Source organism: Phycisphaera sp. (assembly GCA_025916675.1).
GTDB lineage: Bacteria > Planctomycetota > Phycisphaerae > Phycisphaerales > UBA1924 > JAHCJI01.
In genome coordinates this window covers 1,693,658-1,711,989 of sequence record CP098402.1, presented here as the reverse complement: position 1 = coordinate 1,711,989, position 18,332 = coordinate 1,693,658, and the positions used below count along the sequence as shown (strand labels likewise).

Sequence of the window (18,332 nt, the reverse complement as noted above, 5' to 3'; positions counted from 1 at the left end):
TTCGCAGAGGCGGGATTGTCGAGGATGCGCCCTTCCAGACCCAACTCGCGCCCGAACGGCGACGCGCACCAGGCGTCGCGGGGGGGTTCCGCTCGCTCGAAGAAGGGCCGGTCGGCCGAGTCCCATACCAGCCAGATCCGCGCGATCCGGGCGTGCTCGCTGGACGTGCCGGTGCTGCTGCTGAACAAGCACTACGCGGCCCTGCGGGTCATCACGGCCCGGCGTGCGTTCACGCTGCTGTGCAAGGAACTGGCCGAGGTCGTCCACGTCGAGGGTGAGGCGACGGCGGCGACGTTCAGCAATTATGACTTTGCGCAGTGGGTCGAGGTGTCGGCGCTGCAGCACGAGATGGAGCCGGCGGCCCACGACTGGGTGCGCACGGTGCGGCTCTCGATCGCGGTGCCGCGGGTCATCCGGCTGCTGGGCTACGACCGGCTCCCCCGGGTGCAGGTGCGGCTGAGCCGGCGGACGATCTTCGAGCGCGACGGGCACCAGTGCCAATATTGCAAGCGGTACTTCCGCGGTGGCGACCTGTCGCTCGACCACGTGATGCCGCGGGCGCGCGGGGGCGGCGATAGCTGGGAGAACCTGGTGGCCGCGTGCATCCGTTGTAATGCGGCCAAGGGTGATCGCACGCCGAGCGAGGCGGGTATGCCGCTCGCTCGCGCACCCAAGCGGCCCGCGCCGGATTCCGTACTGCACGGGTGGCGTGACCGGCGTGGCGGTGAGCGGTATGAGGCGTGGGGGATGTTCTTGCCCAAGGGTCGATGAGAGGGCGGGTGCCTTTCGTACGAGCCCACGTCGTGAGACGTGGGTTTCTTGTTGGTTCGGGCGCATAAAGAAACCCACGTCTCACGACGTGGGCTCGTAAGGAGTCTTGTGTTGTTGGATTGGCTATTCCCCGCCGCGGAGCATGGCGAGCAGGCGGAGGATGCTGACGTAGAGCCAGACGATGGTGACCAGCAGGGCGAAGCCGGCGTACCACTCCATCCACTTTGGGGCCTTGTTGGCCACGCCGTCCTCGACGATCTTGAAGTCGATGATGAGGTTGAAGGCGGCGATGCCAACGATGGCGGCGCTGATGGCGATGCTGAGCGGGCCGCCGTCCCAGCTGACCAGGGGCTTGTTGAGGAAGACTCCCAGCAGGATGTTGGCTAGCGCGAAGAGTAACACGCCGCCGGTGGCCACGATGATCATGCGCATGACCAGGGGCGTGGCGCGGATGATGCGCGTGGCGTACAGCGCGAGCATCACGGCGGTGATGGCGAATGTCAGGCCCGCGGCCTGCGCGATCAGGCTCGTGTCGAGTTGGGCCATGGCCCCGCCGCCACCCCCCGATGCGGCGGCTTGCCGATCGGCGGCGATGCTGGCCCACAGGAACGAAGCGCCGGCGACGAAGGCACCCTCGGCGATGGCATACACCGGTGCGAGGAAGGGCGAGAGCCGGGGCTTGAAGATAATGACGAGCGCCAGAACGAGGCCGACAACGGCACCGCCGATGAGCAGCCCAAGCCACGCGTCCGCGGCGAACGACCAGAGGAGGCCGGCGGTGCCGACGGTCAAGCCCAGCAGGATCGCGGTGTTGGTGACGGCGCCCTGGTAGGTCATGACCTTGGGGGCGGCCATGTCGCGGGCCCAGTCGCCGCTGCCCGCGGGGTTGAGGTACTGGTCGACCTTCTGGATGGCGGGGTTGCCGGTGGATTGGATCATGGGGGGCTCCGTGCAATCGGGGGTGGCAGAGACTCTGGGAATAGTAGGTCTCAGCGCGTGCCGTGCAGCACGACTGCGGGCATCGGCCCGCTCCCCGGCACCACGTTGAACATGCGCATGACGAAGGCCTCGCGGTCGCGAGTGTCGAGTTCGATCTGCCAGCCCCAGTCGGGCTGGCCGTCGCCGGCGGGGTAGGTGCCGTAGAGGTGGACCACGCCCTCGCGCTGGAAGCCATGGAGCGTCAGGCCCTCGGCGGCGTGGAAGTCGTCTTTCCAGTCGCAGCGGAGGGCCTCAGGCTGGCCGGACAGCTCAATAAGTCCCTTGTAGTTCTTGTCGTTGCGCGCCCAGGTGTATTGGACGGTCTTGGCGGCGACATCAAGGGTGCCGTCGGAGCGGTCGGGCTTGTCGGGGTCGAAGATCCACAGGCGGTTGGGGCCGGTCCACTCGCCCTGGTGGGTGGCCGGCAGGGCGACCTCGTGGCGGGGTTGTGGGGGCTGGGCACCATCACCGTCTTGTTGGGAGCCGAAGCCGAGGGCACCTCCGATCGCGAGAGCGCCTAGGGCGGCCAGGATCATTGCGGCGGTCGGCGTCATGGTCTGCTCCTCGGTTGTCGGCGTGGCGCGTCAGTGCCCCTCGCCGCGTCCCTCGATGGTGTAATTGGGGCTTTCCTTCGTGATTCTAATGTCGTGGGGGTGGCTCTCGACCATGCTGGCGGCTGTCACGCGGCAGAAGCGGGCGTCGCGTTTGAAGTCTTCGATGGTGGGGCAGCCGGTGTAGCCCATGGCGGCGCGGAGGCCGCCGACGAGCTGGTAGACGAACTCGGCCAAGGGGCCGCGGTAAGGGACGAGGCCCTCGACGCCCTCGGGGACGAACTTCTGCTTGGGGCGGCCCGACTGGTCGTACTTGTCGGCTTGGCCGTAGCGGTCGGCGCTGCCGCGGTTCATGGCGCCCTCGGAGCCCATGCCGCGGTAACTCTTGTAGCGGCGACCGCCGGAGATGACGAGCTCGCCCGGGCTCTCGTCAAGGCCGGCCAGCAGGCCGCCGAGCATGACGGTGCTGGCGCCGGCGGCGATGGCCTTTGCAATGTCGCCCGACATGCGGATGCCGCCGTCGGCGATGACAGGCACCGGATCGCTCGGGTTGGCCTCGGCAACGCCACGCAACCCCTCGAAGATCGCCGACACCTGGGGAACGCCCACTCCGGTGACGACGCGGGTGGTGCAGATGCTGCCCGGGCCGATGCCGACCTTGACGGCGTCGGCACCGGCGTGGGCGAGGTCTCGCGCTCCGTCGGCGGTGGCGACGTTGCCGGCGATGACCTGGATGTCGTAGTCGGCCTTGACCTTCTTGACGGTCTCGAGGACGTTCTTGCTGTGGCCGTGGGCGGTATCGACGACGATGACGTCGACGCCGGCCTCGATGAGTGCGGCGACGCGGTCGTATTGCAGCACGCCGACGGCCGCGCCGCAGAGCAGGCGGCCTTTGTCGTCGGTGCTGGCGTCGGGGTAGCGGCTGAGCCGTTCGATGTCACGCATCGTGACCAGGCCGGCCAAGTGGTTGTCGCCCTCGACGAGGATGAGCTTCTCGACCTTATTCTGGTTGAGGATACCCTCGGCCTCTTGCAGCGTGGTGCCGGCGGGGGCGGTGACCAGCGGGTCGCTGGTCATGACCTGCGAGACGGGGGTGGACAGGTCCTCGACGAACTTGAGGTCTCGGCGGGTGAGGATGCCGAGGATCTTGCCCTTACTGCGGAGGTCCTTCGAGCCGTCTTCGGTGATGGGGAAGCCCGAGACGTGGAATTGAGCCATCAGCTCGCGGGCGCGGCCGACGGTGTCGGCGGGGCCCAGGGTGATGGGGTCGGTGATGACGCCGTTGGCCGAGCGTTTGACCTGGGTGACCTGGCGGGCCTGCTCTTCGACGGAGAGGTTCTTGTGGATAATGCCGATGCCGCCCTCGTGGGCCAGGGCGATGGCCAGTGGGGCCTCGGTGACGGTGTCCATAGGGGCGCTGACGATGGGCACGCGGATGCGGATGCCCCGGGTCAGGCGGCTTGAGGTGTCGGCCTGGGCGGGCAATACCTCGCTGGCTCGGGGGAGCAGGAGGACGTCGTCGTAGGTGATGCCGTCCAGGACAACCTTCTCGGCCGGCCCGATGGGGGCGGTCGAGGTGCTGGCGGTGGGCTGGGAGGGGGCGGACGCGGGAGGTGGTATCGTGTGCGTGGCCATGCACATGGTTGGTCCGAAGCCTCGGTCCGTCAAGCGCCGGTGTCAGGCGCTGGCGGCCTTGCGGGCCTTGTCTTTGCCACCGGCCCAGTCGCAGAACCCGCTGGACCGGGCGAAGTCGCGGAGCTCGTGCCAGGGGCGGCTACCACGCAGGATCCGCTCGGCGTCCTCGGAGGTGATCGAGCCCTCGGCCACGTAGGCGGCGATCTCGCGGGTAGTCATCTCCTTCTGCCGGTCCTTGAGGATGGCGGTCAGGAAGATCATGAAAAACATGATGCTCAGGAACGCCACCCCGCCCACAATGGCGACCAGGGCGATAAACGACGGGTCGAAGCCGGTCACCATGGGGTTCGCGTCTTGCACGGTGATTCCTTTCGATTCGGGCGAGTGGAGGGACAGTCCGGCCGATTGTTTGGGAAGCCGGGCCATCGGATTTCAGTGGTATAGCAAATCGTAGGAACGGGGGATGGGCGGATGGGGCTCTAGCGGTTGAGCCGCTGGTCCATGGCGTCCAGGCGTTGCTGGTGGATGTCGCGGTCGGGCTCGATGATGGTGAGGGCCTCGACGTGGTCGCGAGCGAGGGTGAACTCGCCGGCCCGCCAGGCGATGGTGGCGGCCAGCTCGCGGGTGGCGGCGTCGAAGGGCTCGATGTTGACGGCGCGTTGGGACTTGGCAAGGGCCTTGGTGGCTTCGTCGCGGGCCATGTACAGGCGGGCAAGCTCGGCGGCGTAGGCGCCGGTGTACTGGGCCCGGGCGTCGAGGTGCTCAAGGTAGCCCAGGGTTGTGTCGTCGGCGGGATCGATGCCGTCCTCACGGGCGAGCAGGACGAGCATGCGGCGGGGCTCGTCGGCGACGGGGACGGCGTTGGCCCAGCGGGTGAGCAGGGGGGCTATCTCGGGGGTGGGTCGGCCGTTGCTGGCTTCGAGGCGGTCGCGGGCGAGCTTCTCGATGAGCTGGGGGTGATCGGGGTAGGTGTCAAGGAGTGCGCCAAGGTCGGGGGCGTCGGTGTTGCCCTCGTCCTGGTACTGCTGGGCGAGTTGCTCGATGGTCGGCACCCCGGCGGAGGGGAGCAGGCCCCAGCCACGGGCCTGGTCGGCGGCCCAGGTGAGGAAGTCGGCTTCCAGGTCGTCTTGGTCTATGCTCAGCACGCTGGTGAAGGCCTCGCGCTGGGTTTCGCCGGCGGCGTAGGCGTCCATGAGTTCGAGCGGGGCTTGGGAGCCGAAGCGTTCGACGATGTACTCGTAGAGCCAGGCGGACTGGGCGTAGGCGAGGCTGCGGTCGCCGGGCTTTCTCGGGCGGATGAAGCCGAGGCTCAGTTCGTCGAGCGGGAAGAGCTGGTCGGTCTCGAGCGCGACGGTGAGCGAGCGGGCGCGGTTCTCGTCCCACGGGCCGTCTTCGAGGAACACGGCCTGCGCTTCGGTGAACCAGTGGGGCACGCGGTTCTTTGTCCGACTCAGACCAACCGTGTGGACGTACTCGTGCTGGAGCACGCGAGGCCAGTCGTAGCCGCGATGGGTGCTGCCGGCGTTGGGTCGTGGGGTCTCCATCGCGATGGCCGGGCCCGTGCTGGCGGCGATGGTAAAGATGTCGGGCATGCCGGTGATGCGCACGGCGAACCAGGCGTGGCTTGGCATGAGGTCGATGACGGTCTTGCGGTCGGGCTCGTGGGCCAGGCCGTTGTTGTCGGGGCCGGCGACGCGGGCGTGGATGCGCTCCATGATGGGGGCCACCTCGTTGGCGAGGATGGCGTCGGGGCCACTGCGATAGCGGATGGTGAAGTGGTCGGTCTCGACGCGCTCGTAGGTTGCCAGTTCGGTGGCCAGGCGCAGCGTGTTCTTGGCGCGTACGTTGAAGGGGTCAAGCTGGGTGGCGCGCTCGAGGGCGGCGATGGAGGTTTCGTCCTCGGCTGCCTGCATGGCGAGCAGGCCCAATTCGATCCACGGCTCGGGCCACGCGGGCTGGCGCTTGGTGGCCTCGGTCAGGTGTGCCATGGCGGGGGCGTACTGGCGCCAGTCGGCGAGTTGGACGCCGGCCTCGTAGTGGCCCAGGGCGGTGCCCGGAGAGAGTTGTTCGAGGGTGGCGAGGATTTCCTGCTCGGCCTCGGTGGCGCGATAGACCGCGGCGATGGCGGCCCCCAATGCGAGCGCCTCACGCATGGTGGGGTGCTCGTCGAGGAGTTCGTCCAGCGTTTCGCCTGCCAGGCGGGGTTCCTTCTGGCGGAGCAGGGCCTTGGCGCGGATGAGGGTGGCGTAGGGCGAGGTTGCGCCGGGGCGCATGCGGTCGGTCAGGCGGTCGAGCTCGATGGCAACGGCCTCGGCGGCGTCGAAGTTGAAGCCGCGGACGTGGGCCTCGCCCAAGGCGCGCCAGGCCTCGGCGCTGCCGGGGTTGAGCGCGAGGGTTTCGAGGAGCGCCTCGCGGGCCTGGGGGCGGTTGTCGCGCGCGTCGAGGAGTTTGGCTTCGGCGAGGCGGGCGGGCCAGTAGAGGCGGTCGAGATCATCACGCACGGTGGCCAAGAGCTGGACCATGAGTTCATAGTCGCCCGCGCCCTGTTCGACGCCCACGGTGCGGGCTCGGATGATGAGGATACGCACGCCCTCGGTGAGCGTTTCGGCGTCGTTGGATTGGAGACGCGCGAGGCGCGCGGTCGCGGTGTCGGTGGAGGCGCGGACGGCGTCGAGGTCGCCCAGGAGCTCGTGGGCTTGGGCGCTCAATCGCAGCGCTCGCATCGTGTCGTTGCCCTCGATGAGGTCGAGCGCTTCGCGGATGTCGCCGCGGAGGATCATGGCTTCGGCCCGGTCGAGGGGGCTTGCCTCCGGATCGTCGAGCGCGGGGTTGGCCAGGTCGCCGGCGAGCAGCGCGGCCCGTGCGGCGACGGCGGTTTCGGCCAGGTCGGTCTCGGTCCACTGGCCGTGGAAGACGCGGAGTTCGAGCCGCTCCTGCTCGGTCAGGTAGCTCGCCCCGATGGCGCGCTCGACGACCGGGGAGAGGGTGATGCCCTCGTCTTGCTGGGGGCCCTGCGCGAACGTGGCACCCGCGGCGGCCAGGAGGCCGGCGGCGGTGCTTACGAGCTTGTGGGTCGGGAATCGCATTCTGGTGCCAACGCTCTCCAATCCATGGTTCTTCGCCATTTCGGGGGCGTCGGCTCCGGGAATTGTTCGTTTCTACGGGGCGTCCCGGGGGTCTGTGCCGGTTGTCCGCTCGACCGGGGGCGGCGGCAAGGGGGTCTCGTTGACGGTCCAGCCCTTAGGCGGGGTGATGGTGAGCAGGTCCTCGCGGGCGGGGCCATTGACCTGGAGCGGGTGCATGAGCTGGACGATCGAGACGTCGTTGGAATTGGCGTCGACCGTGCGCGACATCCGGGGCAGCAGGCGGCCGGAGCTATCGGGTTTGTACCAGAGGCGGATCTCGGAGAAGCGGGCTTCCCCGCCGCGTTGCTTGGGGATGAGCAGGAGCTGGACCGAGCCGCTGGCGAAGGACACGAGGCCGTTGGCGAAGTCCACCTCGTTGCGGTCGAAGGGGTCTTCGGGGTCGAGGTTGGGATCGGGTTCGAGGCTCTCGGTCTGGGGCACGAGCCGCACGGTGTAGCGGCGGAGGATGTCGTCCTTCTGCTGGCCGATGGGCAGCGGCGGGAACGGTCCGTCGCCGAGCTCGAAGGGGTCGATAGTCTCACCCTGGGGGACGATCTCTCGCTTGTTGATCTGCATCTGGGCGTGGATGACGTCCCAGAGCCAGCGGCCGTCGAACGCGATGGTCTGCAGGGCGTCCGGCCCGTCGCTGTAGCGATCGCCGCGCAAGGCATCAACAAAGTGGACGGCGAAGCGCCGGCGGGGGGTGCCGTCCTTAGCGGCGTCGGAGGCGAACGCGATGTCACCCGTGCGGCGGGTACGGAAATAGCCAATATCCTTAATCGTCGTGTACATGATGCCCGAGGAGAAGGTCCGCAGCTCATCGTCGGCGTCTTCGAGGGCGGTGAGCACTTGTTCGGCGTTGTCGAACTCCACCGATTGGGCCGCGGCGGGCGGCGGCGTGGACTGTTCGGCTTGCTGCGAGCAGGCGATGGGGGCGCCGGCCAGCAGCAGGAACATGGTCAGTTTCGCGATGGCGTCCGTGCGCATGGGTCGGTCTCCTTGGGGCTATCCGTCTTCATTGTTGGGATGCGCGTCGTCGTCGTTGCCTTCGGCGGGCAGGGTGTTGAGGAACGCCTGGAGGAGTGCGGCGGCGGCGATGGAGTCGCGACGTCTCTTTTTTTGGAGGTGGGTCAACCCTGACCCGCCCATGGCCCAATCGGCTTGCTTGCTCGTCAGACGCTCGTCGGCCAGGTGGACGGGCTTGCCGAAGTGTTTGGCGAGGCGGTCGGCGAAGGCGCGGGCGAGCTCGCTGCGTTGGCTCTCCTGGCCGTCGAGGTGCAGGGGAAGCCCGACGACCAGTTCGAGGCTTGGGCTGGAGGCGTAGTCGCGGTCGATGGCACGCTCGATCGCGTCGATGAGCTTCTGGCCGCCCTCGTGCTCGATGGGGACCTCGAGCGTCTTCCACGGGGCGGCGACGCGGGTGTGGGTATCGCCGACGGCCAGGCCCGTGCGGCGATCGCCCAGGTCGATGGCGATGTAGCGGGTGATGCGTGGGGTGAAGGCCATCAAAGGAGCGGGTTGGGCAGTGCGGCGTGGAGGTCCTTGAGAGACTCGGCCTTGGCGGCGGGCATGATGAGGGTGGCGCCCTTGGTGTGGACGACGACTAAGTCCTCGCAGCCGAGCAGCGCGATGCTGTGGCCCTGCTCGTTGTTGACGATGAGGTTGCCCTTGCTGTCGTGCGCGATGGCGTTGGTGCCTTCGGCGATGCCCGCCACGCGGTTGTTCGCGTCGTCACTGGCCACTGTTCCGGCGTAGCTCGCCCACGAGCCGACGTCGAGCCAGGAGACGTCCATGCGCAGGGTGGCGACGTCGATGGGGCCACCGATGGCGTTCTTGGCCGCGTGCGAGGTCGCCGGCTCCATGATGGCGTAGTCGACGCTCTTCTTTTCGAGCTCGGGGTAGACGCGGTGCAGGACGGCGCTGCGATCGGGCGTGTCCCAGGCCCGGGCGATCTCGGTGAGGCCGTCGTACGAGGCGGGCAAGAAGCTCTTCAGGCAATCCAAGAAGGTCGACGCCTTCCACACGAACATGCCGCTGTTCCAGCCGTAGACGCCCTCGGCCAGGTACGCCTTGGCCGTACCCTCGTCGGGTTTCTCGACGAACTTTTCGACCTGGAACCCAAGCCCGTTGGTGCCGTCGATGGCTTCGCCGCGCCTGACGTAGCCGTAGCCGGTGGCGGGGTGCGTGGGCTCGATGGCGAAGGTCACGAGCGTGCGCGGGTGTTGTTCGACGAGCTCGAATCCCTGGCGCACGATGCTCTGGAAGTGATCGACCGGCTCGATGACGTGGTCGGCGGTCATGACGCAGAAGGCGGCCTCGGGATCCTTGCTGGCTAGCACGGCGGCGGTGAGGCCGACGGCGTTCACGGTGTCGCGGCCGACGGGCTCGCCGAGGATCTGGCCCTTCCCGAGTTGGGGCAGCACCCCAGCGACGGCATCCGAGTATCGCTCGAGCGTGCAGACGAGCAGGTTTTCTTGGGGTACCAGGCCGTCGAGGCGGCCGGCGGAGACCTCGATCAGGCTGCGCGGCGAGTCGCGTCCGGGCTCCATCAGGAAACGCAGGAGCTGCTTGGGGCGTTCCTTGCGGCTCATGGGCCACAGGCGGGTGCCCGAGCCGCCGGCCATGACCATCGCGTAGCGGTGTTCGTCCATCGGGCCAGCGTAGGGGGCGGGCATTGGGCTTTCCGACCCAATCCCTCCCCCCTCTGCGCCCTCCGCGACCTCGGCGTTCAAGAGTTTTAACACAGAGATCGCGGAGGGCGCAGAGGGGGGAGGAAGGGAAGATGGTGTTCAGAGCGACAGGGCGAGGGATACGAGCTCGGACGCTTCGATGTCTTTCTCGCCGCGTTTCTGCCGCGCGATGGTGACCTTGCGCGACGCCTCGGCGGGCTGCTCGCCCAGGGCGACGAGCGCGCGGACGGCGTCCTCGGCCTGGGGGTCGGTGGGCTTGGCCTCGATCCTGACGCCGGCTTCCATCTCTTCGATGGCCAGCTTGTCGCGGAAGGCGGGGCCGAGTTCGTCGACGAGCGTCTTGGCCAGCTTCGCCCCGATCTCGGGCAGGCGCTTCAAGCCGACCTCGTCGCCGCGGGCGATCATGGCGGCGACTTCACTGGGTGGTTCCGCCAAGGCGCGCAACGCCTTGCGGTGGCCCAGGCCGCGAATCTGGGTCATGGCCTCGTAGACCTCCTTGTCGGCGGCGGTGGCGAAGCCCATGAGGCGCGGGATGAAGGTGGCGCCCTGGTTGGGGCTCTCGAGGACGTGGACGGTGGCCAGGGTGGCCTGGTCGCCGACTTTGCCGAGCTTCTTTTGCCCCGATGGGAGGTCGCCCGAGAGGTAGGGAGGGAGGAGAACCTCGTAGGCGACGCCGCCGGCTGTGGCGAGGGTGACCTTGCCGGGTTCGAGGGCGGTGATGGTGCCGGTGAGGGTGGCGATCATGGTGTCGGGGCGCTCCGCTCGGGAGGGCCGCCGCGTGGCGGCCGGGGTTGGTTCTCGGTCGGAGGATATCCGGGCGGCGGCGGCCATCGTGCCCACGATGGCCGTGTTCGAGTCCACGATGGTGGCCGCCGTGCCCACGACGGCCGTGTTCGTGTCCACGATGGCGACCGCCGTGGGCACGATGGCCGTGTTCGTGTCTACGAAGATGACCCCCGTGGTCACGATGGCCGCCGCCGCGTCCGCGTTTCTGACCACCAGCAGGGCCCGGGCGGCCCCGGGGCGGCCGCCGGCCACGCTCGGTACGCTATGGGACCGTCGCTTCGGACCAGCGGCGGCCAAGGAGACCACGATGAGCGCACCGACCGAGAACCCCGCGACCGCTGGCCACACCGCCCGCGCCCGCTTCGACTCCGCCGCCCCCGGGGGCTACAAGCGGCTGGCCGCCGTCAGCCAGTGGCTCGCCGATGGCGGCGTCGATCCGACGCTGCTGCACCTCATCGACATGCGCGTCAGCCAGCTCAACGGGTGCGCCTACTGCCTGGACATGCACGCGCAGGAAGCCCGTGAGGCCGGCGAGACCCAGCAGCGGCTGGACGTGCTGGCGGGCTGGGACGAGACGGGCCTGTTCACCGAGGCCGAGAAGGCGGTGCTGGCGTGGGCCGAGGCGTTGACGCGGGTTGGCGAGAAGCGGGCGCCGCAGGCGTTGTACGACACGCTGGCCGAGTATTATGACGAGCGGGAGATTGCGGGTATTACGCTGGCGATTGCGATGATGAATGCTTGGAATCGATTGGCGGTTGGGTTGGGCAAGGAGCCGGAGGGACGCTGATACAGGAGGAGCAATCACTTCGAGTGATCGAAGCGGACTTGGGGCGCATAGCCCGTGGGTTCGAATGTGCTCGCCTCGCCGTCCCAGTCGCCGTGCCAGGCGCTCCAGTGGCCGTGCTCGATGGAGCCCCACAGGGGCCACCACCCGAAGGCCGAGCGAGTGGTCCACTCGTGGGGCTGCTTGGTGAAGAGCATCGGCCGCCCATCGTGTTCGCGCAGGGCCAGGCCGAAGCCCTCCAGGTGGTTCCCCCGGTGGAAGACCATCACGGGCTCGCTGTCGTGGAAGGCAAAGAGGGAGAAGGCCCAGCACGAGGCGCCTTCCGTTCTGAACCGTTCCAGGTCGTAGGCGGTGTCGTCGATCTTGCCCTTGACGACATAGAGCCGCAGCAACTCGGGGTTCGAGTCGCCGTTGAGCTCGATGAAGAACTCGCTGAGGTCGTACCACTCCCCCGGCGGGCCGTGCACCGCGGCTACTGCGGCGGGGGATGGCAGCGGGCCGAGGCTGGGTGCGGCACACGCGATCAAGAACACTCCGGGCACGAATGAGAGCACGAAAAGAAGTCGACCGAGCGTCATGGCACGAGTCCCCTACTCGGCCATCGGGATGTCGACATGCAGGTCCGAAGCGCACTTCTTCGCGTCGTCGTAGCCCGCGTCGGCGTGGCGGAAGACGCCCATCATGGGGTCATTGGTCAGGACACGCTCCAATCGAGAAGCCGCCTCGGCGGTGCCGTCGGCGACGATGACCTGGCCGGCGTGCTGGCTGAAGCCGATGCCGACGCCGCCGCCGTGGTGGAAGCTGGTCCAGCTCGCGCCGCTGGCGGTGTTGACGGCGAAGTTGAGGATGGCCCAGTCGCTCACGGCGTCGGAGCCGTCCTTCATGGCCTCGGTCTCGCGGTTGGGGCTGGCGACGCTGCCGCAGTCGAGGTGGTCTCGGCCGATGACGATGGGGGCGGCGGCAGTGCCGCTTTGTACCAGGTCATTGAAGATCAAGCCCGCCTTCGCGCGCTCGCCCAGGCCCAGCCAGCAGATGCGGGCCGGCAAACCCTGCCAGCCGAAGCGTGGAGCGCACTCATCGAAAGCCCCGGCCCGGAGGGCCTCGGGGTTGGCGTGGCAGCCGAGGATCCAGTCGTGCAGGCGGTCGTTGTACTCGCCATGGCCGCGGGGGAAGGCGTCGAGGATGGCCTTGTCGGTGGCGTAGATGTCCTTGGGATCACCCGAGAGCGCGACCCAGCGGAAGGGGCCGCGGCCCAGACAGAACTGCGGGCGGATGAACGCGGGGACGAAGCCGGGGAAATCGAAGGCGTTCTGCACGCCGGTGTCCTTGGCGCGCTGGCGGATGTTGTTGCCGTAGTCGAAGGTGATGGCGCCGCGCTTCTGGAGCTCGAGCATGGCCCGGACGTGGCGGGCCATGCTGGCGAGGCTGAGCTTCTGGTAGGCGTTGGGGTCGTCTTGCCTTGCTTGCTTGGCCTGGTCGAACGTGTACTCGACGGGCGTGTAGCCCTCGAGGGGGTCGTGGGCGCTGGTCTGGTCGGTCAGGGCGTCGACGGTCTCGTTGCGCTCGATGAGGCGTTCGAGGAGCTCGATGGCGTTGCACTCGACGCCGATGCTGCGGGCGGTGCCGGCCTTCTTGTATTCGAGGGCCTTGTCGATGGCGGTGTCGATGCCCTCGATGATCTCGTCGAGGTACTTGTCGTGCTCGCGCTTCTTGAGGCGTGTGATATCGACGTCGGCGATGAGGCAGACGCCGCCGTTAAGAGTGACGCTGAGGGGCTGCGCGCCGCCCATGCCGCCACAGCCGGCCGTGACGCAGAGCTTGCCCTCCAGGCTGCCGCCAAAGTGGTCGCGAGCGCATTGCGCGAGGGTCTCGTAGGTGCCTTGGAGGATGCCCTGGGTGCCGATGTAGATCCACGAGCCGGCGGTCATCTGGCCGAACATCATGAGGCCGGCCTTTTCGAGCTCGTCGAAGTGGTCCTGGGTGGCCCAGTGGGGGACGAGGTTGCTGTTGGCGATGAGGACGCGGGGGGCGTCGGTGTGTGTGCGGACGACGCCAACAGGCTTGCCGGATTGCACCAACAACGTCTCGTCGGCCTCGAGGCGCTTGAGCGTGGCGATGATGGCCTCGTAGCTGGGCCAGTCTCTCGCGGCCCGGCCGCGGCCGCCGTAGACCACGAGGTCCTCGGGCCGCTCGGCGACCTCGGGGTCGAGGTTGTTCATGAGCATGCGCATGGCGGCCTCGGCCTGCCAGGTCTTGCACGAGAGGGTGGTGCCGCGGGGGGCGCGGATTACCGAGGGGGTCGTGGTCGTCATCGTTGATTATTCGCCGCCAGCGGGGCTGGGCGCGAAGTCTTGGATATCCCCAAAGGCGTTGCTTCGGATCAGAGCCGTGACCGCCTCGATGGCCGGGGCCGGGCTGCGGTCGGCGGCGAAGGGTGGGACGACCTCGCGAACCCTTCGGATCGCCTCTTCGACGGCGGGGCCGGACCTGAGGGGGCGGTGGAACTCCACGCCCTCGGCCGCGCAGATGATCTCGATGGCCACGACCATTTCCGTGAGTTCCAGGGATCGTGCCGCTTTGGAAGCCGCTCGCGGCCCGAAGCTGTTGTAGTCCTCGATGCCCGCGCTGGTTGGCAGGTTGATGACGCTGGCGGGGCTGGCCAGGCCCGCGATCTCGTTGACCAGAGCCGCGGATGTGTACTGGGCGATCATCAGGCCGCTGTGCAGGCCCGGGCCGTGGCTGAGGTAGGGCAAGAGGTGGGTCTCGGGATCGCTCGCCGCGAGGATGGCGAAGACGCGGCGCTCGGAGATGCCGGCGATGTGCGTGATAGCGATGGCCAGGGTGTCGAGGGGCAGGGCAATGGGCATGCCGTGGAAGTTGCCGGCGCTGACAACCTCGAGCGTGCCGCCATTCTCGAACAACAGCGGGTTGTCGGTGACAGCACCCAGCTCGCGGATCGTCGCCTCGTAAACATAATTCGCCGCGTCATTGGCAGCCCCGAGTACGTAGGGGGCGCAGCGGAACGAGTAGGGGTCTTGCACCCGGGGGTCATCGGTGCGGTGGCTGGGGAGAATCTCGCTGCCCTTGAGAAGCAGTTGCAGATTCGCGGCCTCGGTTCCAGTTCTCGTGTTGTTCCGGGCCGCGTGGACCCTGGGATCAAGATACGAGTCGCTCGCGCGGAACGCGTCGATCGACATGGCGTTGGCGATGATCGCCGCGTTCCACAGGCGGTCGTAGTCATCGAGAATGAGCGCGGCACACGCCGCCATCAGGTGCGTGCCGTTGATGAGGGCCAGGCCTTCTTTGGCCTCCAGCGTCAGTGGCTCGATGCCAGCATCTTGCGGCGTGCGGCCCTCCATCGTCGGCGCTTCGCCCATCATCGCCAGCACGGCGTGCGCAAGCGGCGCGAGGTCGCCCGACGCGCCGACAGATCCTAAGCTGGGCACCACGGGTGTCACCCCGGCGTTGAGCCACGCGATGATCGTCTCGACAACGACGGGCCGCACGCCCGAGTGGCCGCGCGAGAGCGAGGCGGCAAGGAGCAGCATCATGGCGCGAACGATGTCTTCGGCCAGCGGCTCGCCGACGCCGGCGGCGTGGCTGCGGATGAGGTTGGCCTGGAGCTCGCGGAGCTTTTCCGAGTCGATCCGCGTGCGGGCGAGCGAGCCGAAGCCGGTGTTAATGCCGTAGTAGGCGTTGCCGTCGGTGGTCAGGGCCTCGAGCTTGGCCCGCATGGCGTTCAGGCGTTGGGTGACCTTGGCATCAAGGGCGATCTTGCCCCCATCTCGTGCAACCGAGACGACTTGGGCGATGGTCAGGGGCGAGCCGTCGAGGGTGAGGGGGTGGTCGGTAGGCATGGGGGCGATTCTTGGCCCGCCGGCGGCTTGGGCCGGGCGAGGAAGGGCGGGAATCGCCATCGGTGGACACCCGTAAAAGTAAAGTATATACTAACTATCGATGGGGGGCGAGCCACAGAACGACCCGCGGCGGGAGCTTGGGGAGATCCGGGCCCAGGTGCGGTCGCTCCAGCAGAGGCTGGACGCGCTCGAGGCGAGACTCACCGCGCCCGAGGCTGAGCCCGACGAGCAACCAGCTGGGCAGCCCGAGGGATCCGAGCCCGTGGGCCCCGTGGCCGAGCCGTCGGCACCCACGAGCCATCTCGAAGCGTTGAAGGATCGCAAGATGGCGGCGGCGTCCGGTCGGCCGCCGCCGCCGCCCCTTGTTGAGACCAACGAGGTAGATACCAACGAGCCCGAGTTCGAACCCCCGAGTTCGCCGGTCTGGCGAAAGCGGAGTTGGTCGGAACTCGAGTGGTTGATCGGCGCCAAGGGCATCGTGCTCGCCGGTGTGCTGATCCTGGTTATCGCCGCGGGGTTGTTCCTGAAGGAGGCCTGGGACCGGGGCTGGGTCGATCAGGTGCCCGGCTGGGTGCGGTGCGTGCTGGGTGCGGCCTTTGGGGTCGCGCTCGTTGGTGCAGGAGAAGTGCTGCGACGCAAGATCAACGACCTCGCCTCGACCGGCGTGAGCGCGGCGGGGCTGGCGATCGTGTTCGGGTCCATCCTCGCGGCGGCCCGGTTGTACGAGTTGCTGCCGATGCCCGCTGCGTTCGTGCTGCTGGCGTTGACCTCGCTTTCTGGTGTGGCGCTCGGCGCGTTGTCGTCGCGCGTTTTACTGGCGGGGCTGTCGCTGATCGGCGCGTTCGTCGTGCCTCTGGTGGTTCACTCCGATGCGCCGTCGTACGTCGCGCTGCCGGCGTACTTGCTATCGCTGCTCGCGATGGGTCTGGTGCTGGCGGGGTGGAAGGGCAGCGGGTTCGCGTCGATCCGGCGCATCGCGTGGTGGGGCACGGCCTTGCTCGGCACGCTGTGGGGCGTGAGCATGCGCGACCATAGCGTGGCGTCGCCGGTGGTGTTCGCGTCGCTGGTGTGGGCGATGACGGTCGCCGAGCTTGTGGTTTCGGCCCGGTTCTTCTCGCGGCTGCGCCCGAGCCATCGATGGCCCGAAGACGCGAAGGCGGGCTTCATCCGGAGCGAGCCGGGCGAGGCGATCACGTTCGATATCGGGTCGCTCCTCCGGCCCGAGGCCCGCTGGATCAACTCGGTGTTCGGTGCGACGGTGTGGGCCGTGGTGCTGATGATCTACGTGGTCCACGACCACGCGCCGGACTTGGTGTGGATCGTGCCCGCGGCCATGACGATCGCATCGCTGGTTGTCGCCCTGGCGTGCGCGCCCGAGGGGTATCGGCTGTGGACGCGATCATCGACGGCGCGATCCGCATTGGCCACGGCGCTCACGATTGATGCCGCGGCGTTGCTGGCGCTCACGATCGCGACCGGGCTGGGCGGGGCTACCGAGGTCATCGCGTGGGTGTTCGTGGGCCTGGCGGCCATTGTTTTCGGCGTGCGGATGCGGTTCCACGCGGCGAGCGTGCTGGGGCTGCTGTTCGTCGGCTTCGGGCTGGGCCGGTTGGTGACGTACGACTTGGCGTGGGCGTTCTACCAGCTCAATGAAAGCACGCTCGCGACGGTTTCGTTCCTGGGCCTGCACTTCTCGGAGTGGTCGGGCCAGTTGCTCATCGTCACCGCGACGCTGGTGGCGGCGGCCGCGCTGCTGCGGCGTTCACCGTATCGCCAGGCGGTGGCCGTCACGGCCATCGGCGCGGGCGCGCTCTCGCTCATCGGGCCGGGCAGCGATCCGCTCTCGATCGGTGCGGCGTGGGCGGTGCTCGCGGTGGCGTTGGCGTACTTCTCGATCATGGTTCGCCGCGTGGACGTTCGGATCGCCTCGCTCGTACTCCTCGTGCTTGGAACGGTGGGTGTGCATGCCGCGGCGTCCACCTCCTTCTTCGAATCGCGTCCGCCCCCGACCTCGGTCCTGATCTCGTGGACCAACGCGTCTTGGGCGTTGCTGGTCGTCGGCGCGACGTGGGCGGCGATGAGCGCGTTGCGCGGCACTCCGCCGGTGGCCCGGATGATCGGTGCGGCGGCGGCGTACGTGTCGCTGGCAGCGATGCTGCTCGGGGACGGCACGCCGATGGCGACACTGCTGGTGTGCTGGTCGGTGTTGCTCGTGGCCGTGGTCGGGCTGGCATTCGCGTCGGCGCTGCGTGCGTGGCTGCTGCCGCAGTTGAGCGCCGCGATCGGCCTGGTGCTGGCGGCGACGTGGATCGGCCACCGCGCGATGACCGATTGGGAAGACATCGCCGCGCCGCCGCTCCTGCACGAGGCGATGGTGTCAGGTGGCCTCATCATCGCGGCGCTGGGCGTGACGGGCTGGCTGGTCGGGCGTGCCAGGCACGTGGAGGGCGTGCCGTGGGATCAGCCCGAGGCCAACCGGGCCCTGCGGCTGGCGGCGTACACCGGTGCGGGCGTGCTGGCGTTCGCGGCGAGTTCTTCGGAGGTCGTGCGAGCGGTGGATTACCTCAACATCGGTGGCGAAGCCGCCCCCGACGCGGCGCTCTCGGTGTGGTGGAGCCTGTTCGCCGTCGCCACGATCGCGCTGGGCGTGCGCATACGTGTTGCTGGCGTACGGTGGGCCGGCCTGGCGCTGCTGGGGTTGACGGCGGCCAAGGTGCTGGCGGTCGACATGGCCTCGCTCGAGGGATTGACGCGGATCTTCGGTTCGACGGTGGTGGGGCTGATCCTGCTTGGGGCGGGCGTTGGGTACGCGTGGCTGATGGGGAAGTCCGTGGCCGGCGATACGCCCGATGAGCTGTCCCGCCCGGGATGAATGGCAAGAATACGTCAATGACTGAGGATCAGCCCGGACCAAAGGCGGCCTTTGACCTTCCCCATGAGGGCTCGTCGGCGTCCGACGCCGACTATGTCTGGTACGCCTGCTACGGCTCGAATATGAATCTCGAACGGTTCATGTGTTACCTGCGCGGCGGTACGCCCGCAGGCGCCTCTCACGAGCACCCGCCTTGTGTGGACACCAGTCCGCCTACGGAGAGCCGCCCCATCCAGTTGCCGTATCCGCTTAGTTTCGCGCACCAGGCCGATACCTGGCAAGG

The 18,332-nt window shown here is 68.2% G+C and carries 14 protein-coding genes and 1 pseudogene; 3 read left to right on the top strand and 12 right to left on the bottom strand.

What is annotated here, in order from left to right; genetic code table 11:
* Nucleotides 1-24 precede the first annotated feature (24 nt).
* Nucleotides 25-771, top strand: coding sequence for an HNH endonuclease (locus tag NCW75_07390; GenBank protein UYV14105.1), 747 nt, complete (start codon nt 25-27; stop codon nt 769-771).
* A 123-nt stretch (nt 772-894) separates the two neighbouring features.
* Here NCW75_07390 and NCW75_07385 read toward each other — a convergent pair whose 3' ends face one another.
* The 9 genes and pseudogenes from NCW75_07385 to NCW75_07345 form a co-directional block, all read right to left on the bottom strand.
* Nucleotides 895-1,710: a Bax inhibitor-1/YccA family protein gene (locus NCW75_07385; protein UYV14104.1), complete on the bottom strand. Its 816-nt coding sequence runs from the start codon at nt 1,708-1,710 to the stop codon at nt 895-897.
* Between the two features lie 50 nt (nt 1,711-1,760).
* Nucleotides 1,761-2,303: a hypothetical protein gene (locus tag NCW75_07380; GenBank protein UYV14103.1), complete on the bottom strand. Its 543-nt coding sequence runs from the start codon at nt 2,301-2,303 to the stop codon at nt 1,761-1,763.
* A gap of 30 nt (nt 2,304-2,333) precedes the next feature.
* On the bottom strand, nt 2,334-3,935 hold the full coding sequence (gene guaB / locus NCW75_07375) for an IMP dehydrogenase (GenBank protein ID UYV14102.1): 1,602 nt from the start codon (nt 3,933-3,935) through the stop codon (nt 2,334-2,336).
* Nucleotides 3,936-3,977: 42 nt separating this feature from the next.
* Complete coding sequence (locus NCW75_07370) at nt 3,978-4,295, bottom strand: hypothetical protein (GenBank protein ID UYV14101.1); 318 nt, start codon at nt 4,293-4,295, stop codon at nt 3,978-3,980.
* Nucleotides 4,296-5,095: 800 nt separating this feature from the next.
* Nucleotides 5,096-5,479, bottom strand: a pseudogene (locus tag NCW75_07365) (hypothetical protein).
* Between the two features lie 1,614 nt (nt 5,480-7,093).
* On the bottom strand, nt 7,094-8,047 hold the full coding sequence (locus tag NCW75_07360; protein UYV14100.1) for a hypothetical protein: 954 nt from the start codon (nt 8,045-8,047) through the stop codon (nt 7,094-7,096).
* Between the two features lie 18 nt (nt 8,048-8,065).
* Entirely contained in the window at nt 8,066-8,566 is a 501-nt protein-coding gene (gene ruvX, locus NCW75_07355; GenBank protein UYV14099.1) for a Holliday junction resolvase RuvX, read from the bottom strand.
* Nucleotides 8,566-9,711 (bottom strand): mannose-1-phosphate guanylyltransferase, encoded by a 1,146-nt coding sequence (locus NCW75_07350; GenBank protein UYV14098.1) that lies wholly within the window; start codon nt 9,709-9,711, stop codon nt 8,566-8,568. Before NCW75_07350 ends, ruvX begins: the two co-directional genes overlap by 1 nt.
* Before the next feature lie 138 nt (nt 9,712-9,849).
* Nucleotides 9,850-10,788 (bottom strand): hypothetical protein, encoded by a 939-nt coding sequence (locus NCW75_07345; protein ID UYV14097.1) that lies wholly within the window; start codon nt 10,786-10,788, stop codon nt 9,850-9,852.
* A gap of 55 nt (nt 10,789-10,843) precedes the next feature.
* On the opposite strand from NCW75_07345, the gene NCW75_07340 reads away from it, so the two are divergent.
* Nucleotides 10,844-11,323: a carboxymuconolactone decarboxylase family protein gene (locus NCW75_07340; protein ID UYV14096.1), complete on the top strand. Its 480-nt coding sequence runs from the start codon at nt 10,844-10,846 to the stop codon at nt 11,321-11,323.
* Nucleotides 11,324-11,337: 14 nt separating this feature from the next.
* Here the strand turns inward: NCW75_07340 and NCW75_07335 are convergent, their stop codons facing one another.
* From NCW75_07335 to NCW75_07325, 3 genes are read right to left on the bottom strand one after another with little or no spacing between them, the layout of a single operon-like run.
* Nucleotides 11,338-11,898, bottom strand: a complete 561-nt coding sequence (locus NCW75_07335; protein UYV14095.1) for a hypothetical protein — start codon at nt 11,896-11,898, stop codon at nt 11,338-11,340.
* A gap of 12 nt (nt 11,899-11,910) precedes the next feature.
* Nucleotides 11,911-13,632 (bottom strand): urocanate hydratase, encoded by a 1,722-nt coding sequence (hutU, locus tag NCW75_07330; protein UYV14094.1) that lies wholly within the window; start codon nt 13,630-13,632, stop codon nt 11,911-11,913.
* 6 nt (nt 13,633-13,638) lie between these two features.
* Nucleotides 13,639-15,177 (bottom strand): histidine ammonia-lyase, encoded by a 1,539-nt coding sequence (locus NCW75_07325; GenBank protein ID UYV14093.1) that lies wholly within the window; start codon nt 15,175-15,177, stop codon nt 13,639-13,641.
* A 100-nt stretch (nt 15,178-15,277) separates the two neighbouring features.
* Between NCW75_07325 and NCW75_07320 the strand changes: the two genes are divergently transcribed.
* On the top strand, nt 15,278-18,049 hold the full coding sequence (locus tag NCW75_07320; protein UYV14092.1) for a DUF2339 domain-containing protein: 2,772 nt from the start codon (nt 15,278-15,280) through the stop codon (nt 18,047-18,049).
* The last annotated feature ends 283 nt before the right edge of the window (nt 18,050-18,332 follow it).

What these genes read in the sequence shown, in the direction of transcription:
- NCW75_07390 (UYV14105.1), top strand. Translation starts at nt 25, where the DNA reads ATGCGCCCTTCCAGACCCAACTCGCGCCCGAACGGCGACGCGCACCAG.
- NCW75_07385 (UYV14104.1), bottom strand. Translation starts at nt 1,710, where the DNA reads ATGATCCAATCCACCGGCAACCCCGCCATCCAGAAGGTCGACCAGTAC.
- NCW75_07380 (UYV14103.1), bottom strand. Translation starts at nt 2,303, where the DNA reads ATGACGCCGACCGCCGCAATGATCCTGGCCGCCCTAGGCGCTCTCGCG.
- guaB (UYV14102.1), bottom strand. Translation starts at nt 3,935, where the DNA reads ATGGCCACGCACACGATACCACCTCCCGCGTCCGCCCCCTCCCAGCCC.
- NCW75_07360 (UYV14100.1), bottom strand. Translation starts at nt 8,047, where the DNA reads ATGCGCACGGACGCCATCGCGAAACTGACCATGTTCCTGCTGCTGGCC.
- ruvX (UYV14099.1), bottom strand. Translation starts at nt 8,566, where the DNA reads ATGGCCTTCACCCCACGCATCACCCGCTACATCGCCATCGACCTGGGC.
- NCW75_07350 (UYV14098.1), bottom strand. Translation starts at nt 9,711, where the DNA reads ATGGACGAACACCGCTACGCGATGGTCATGGCCGGCGGCTCGGGCACC.
- NCW75_07340 (UYV14096.1), top strand. Translation starts at nt 10,844, where the DNA reads ATGAGCGCACCGACCGAGAACCCCGCGACCGCTGGCCACACCGCCCGC.
- NCW75_07335 (UYV14095.1), bottom strand. Translation starts at nt 11,898, where the DNA reads ATGACGCTCGGTCGACTTCTTTTCGTGCTCTCATTCGTGCCCGGAGTG.
- hutU (UYV14094.1), bottom strand. Translation starts at nt 13,632, where the DNA reads ATGACGACCACGACCCCCTCGGTAATCCGCGCCCCCCGCGGCACCACC.
- NCW75_07325 (UYV14093.1), bottom strand. Translation starts at nt 15,177, where the DNA reads ATGCCTACCGACCACCCCCTCACCCTCGACGGCTCGCCCCTGACCATC.
- NCW75_07320 (UYV14092.1), top strand. Translation starts at nt 15,278, where the DNA reads ATGGGGGGCGAGCCACAGAACGACCCGCGGCGGGAGCTTGGGGAGATC.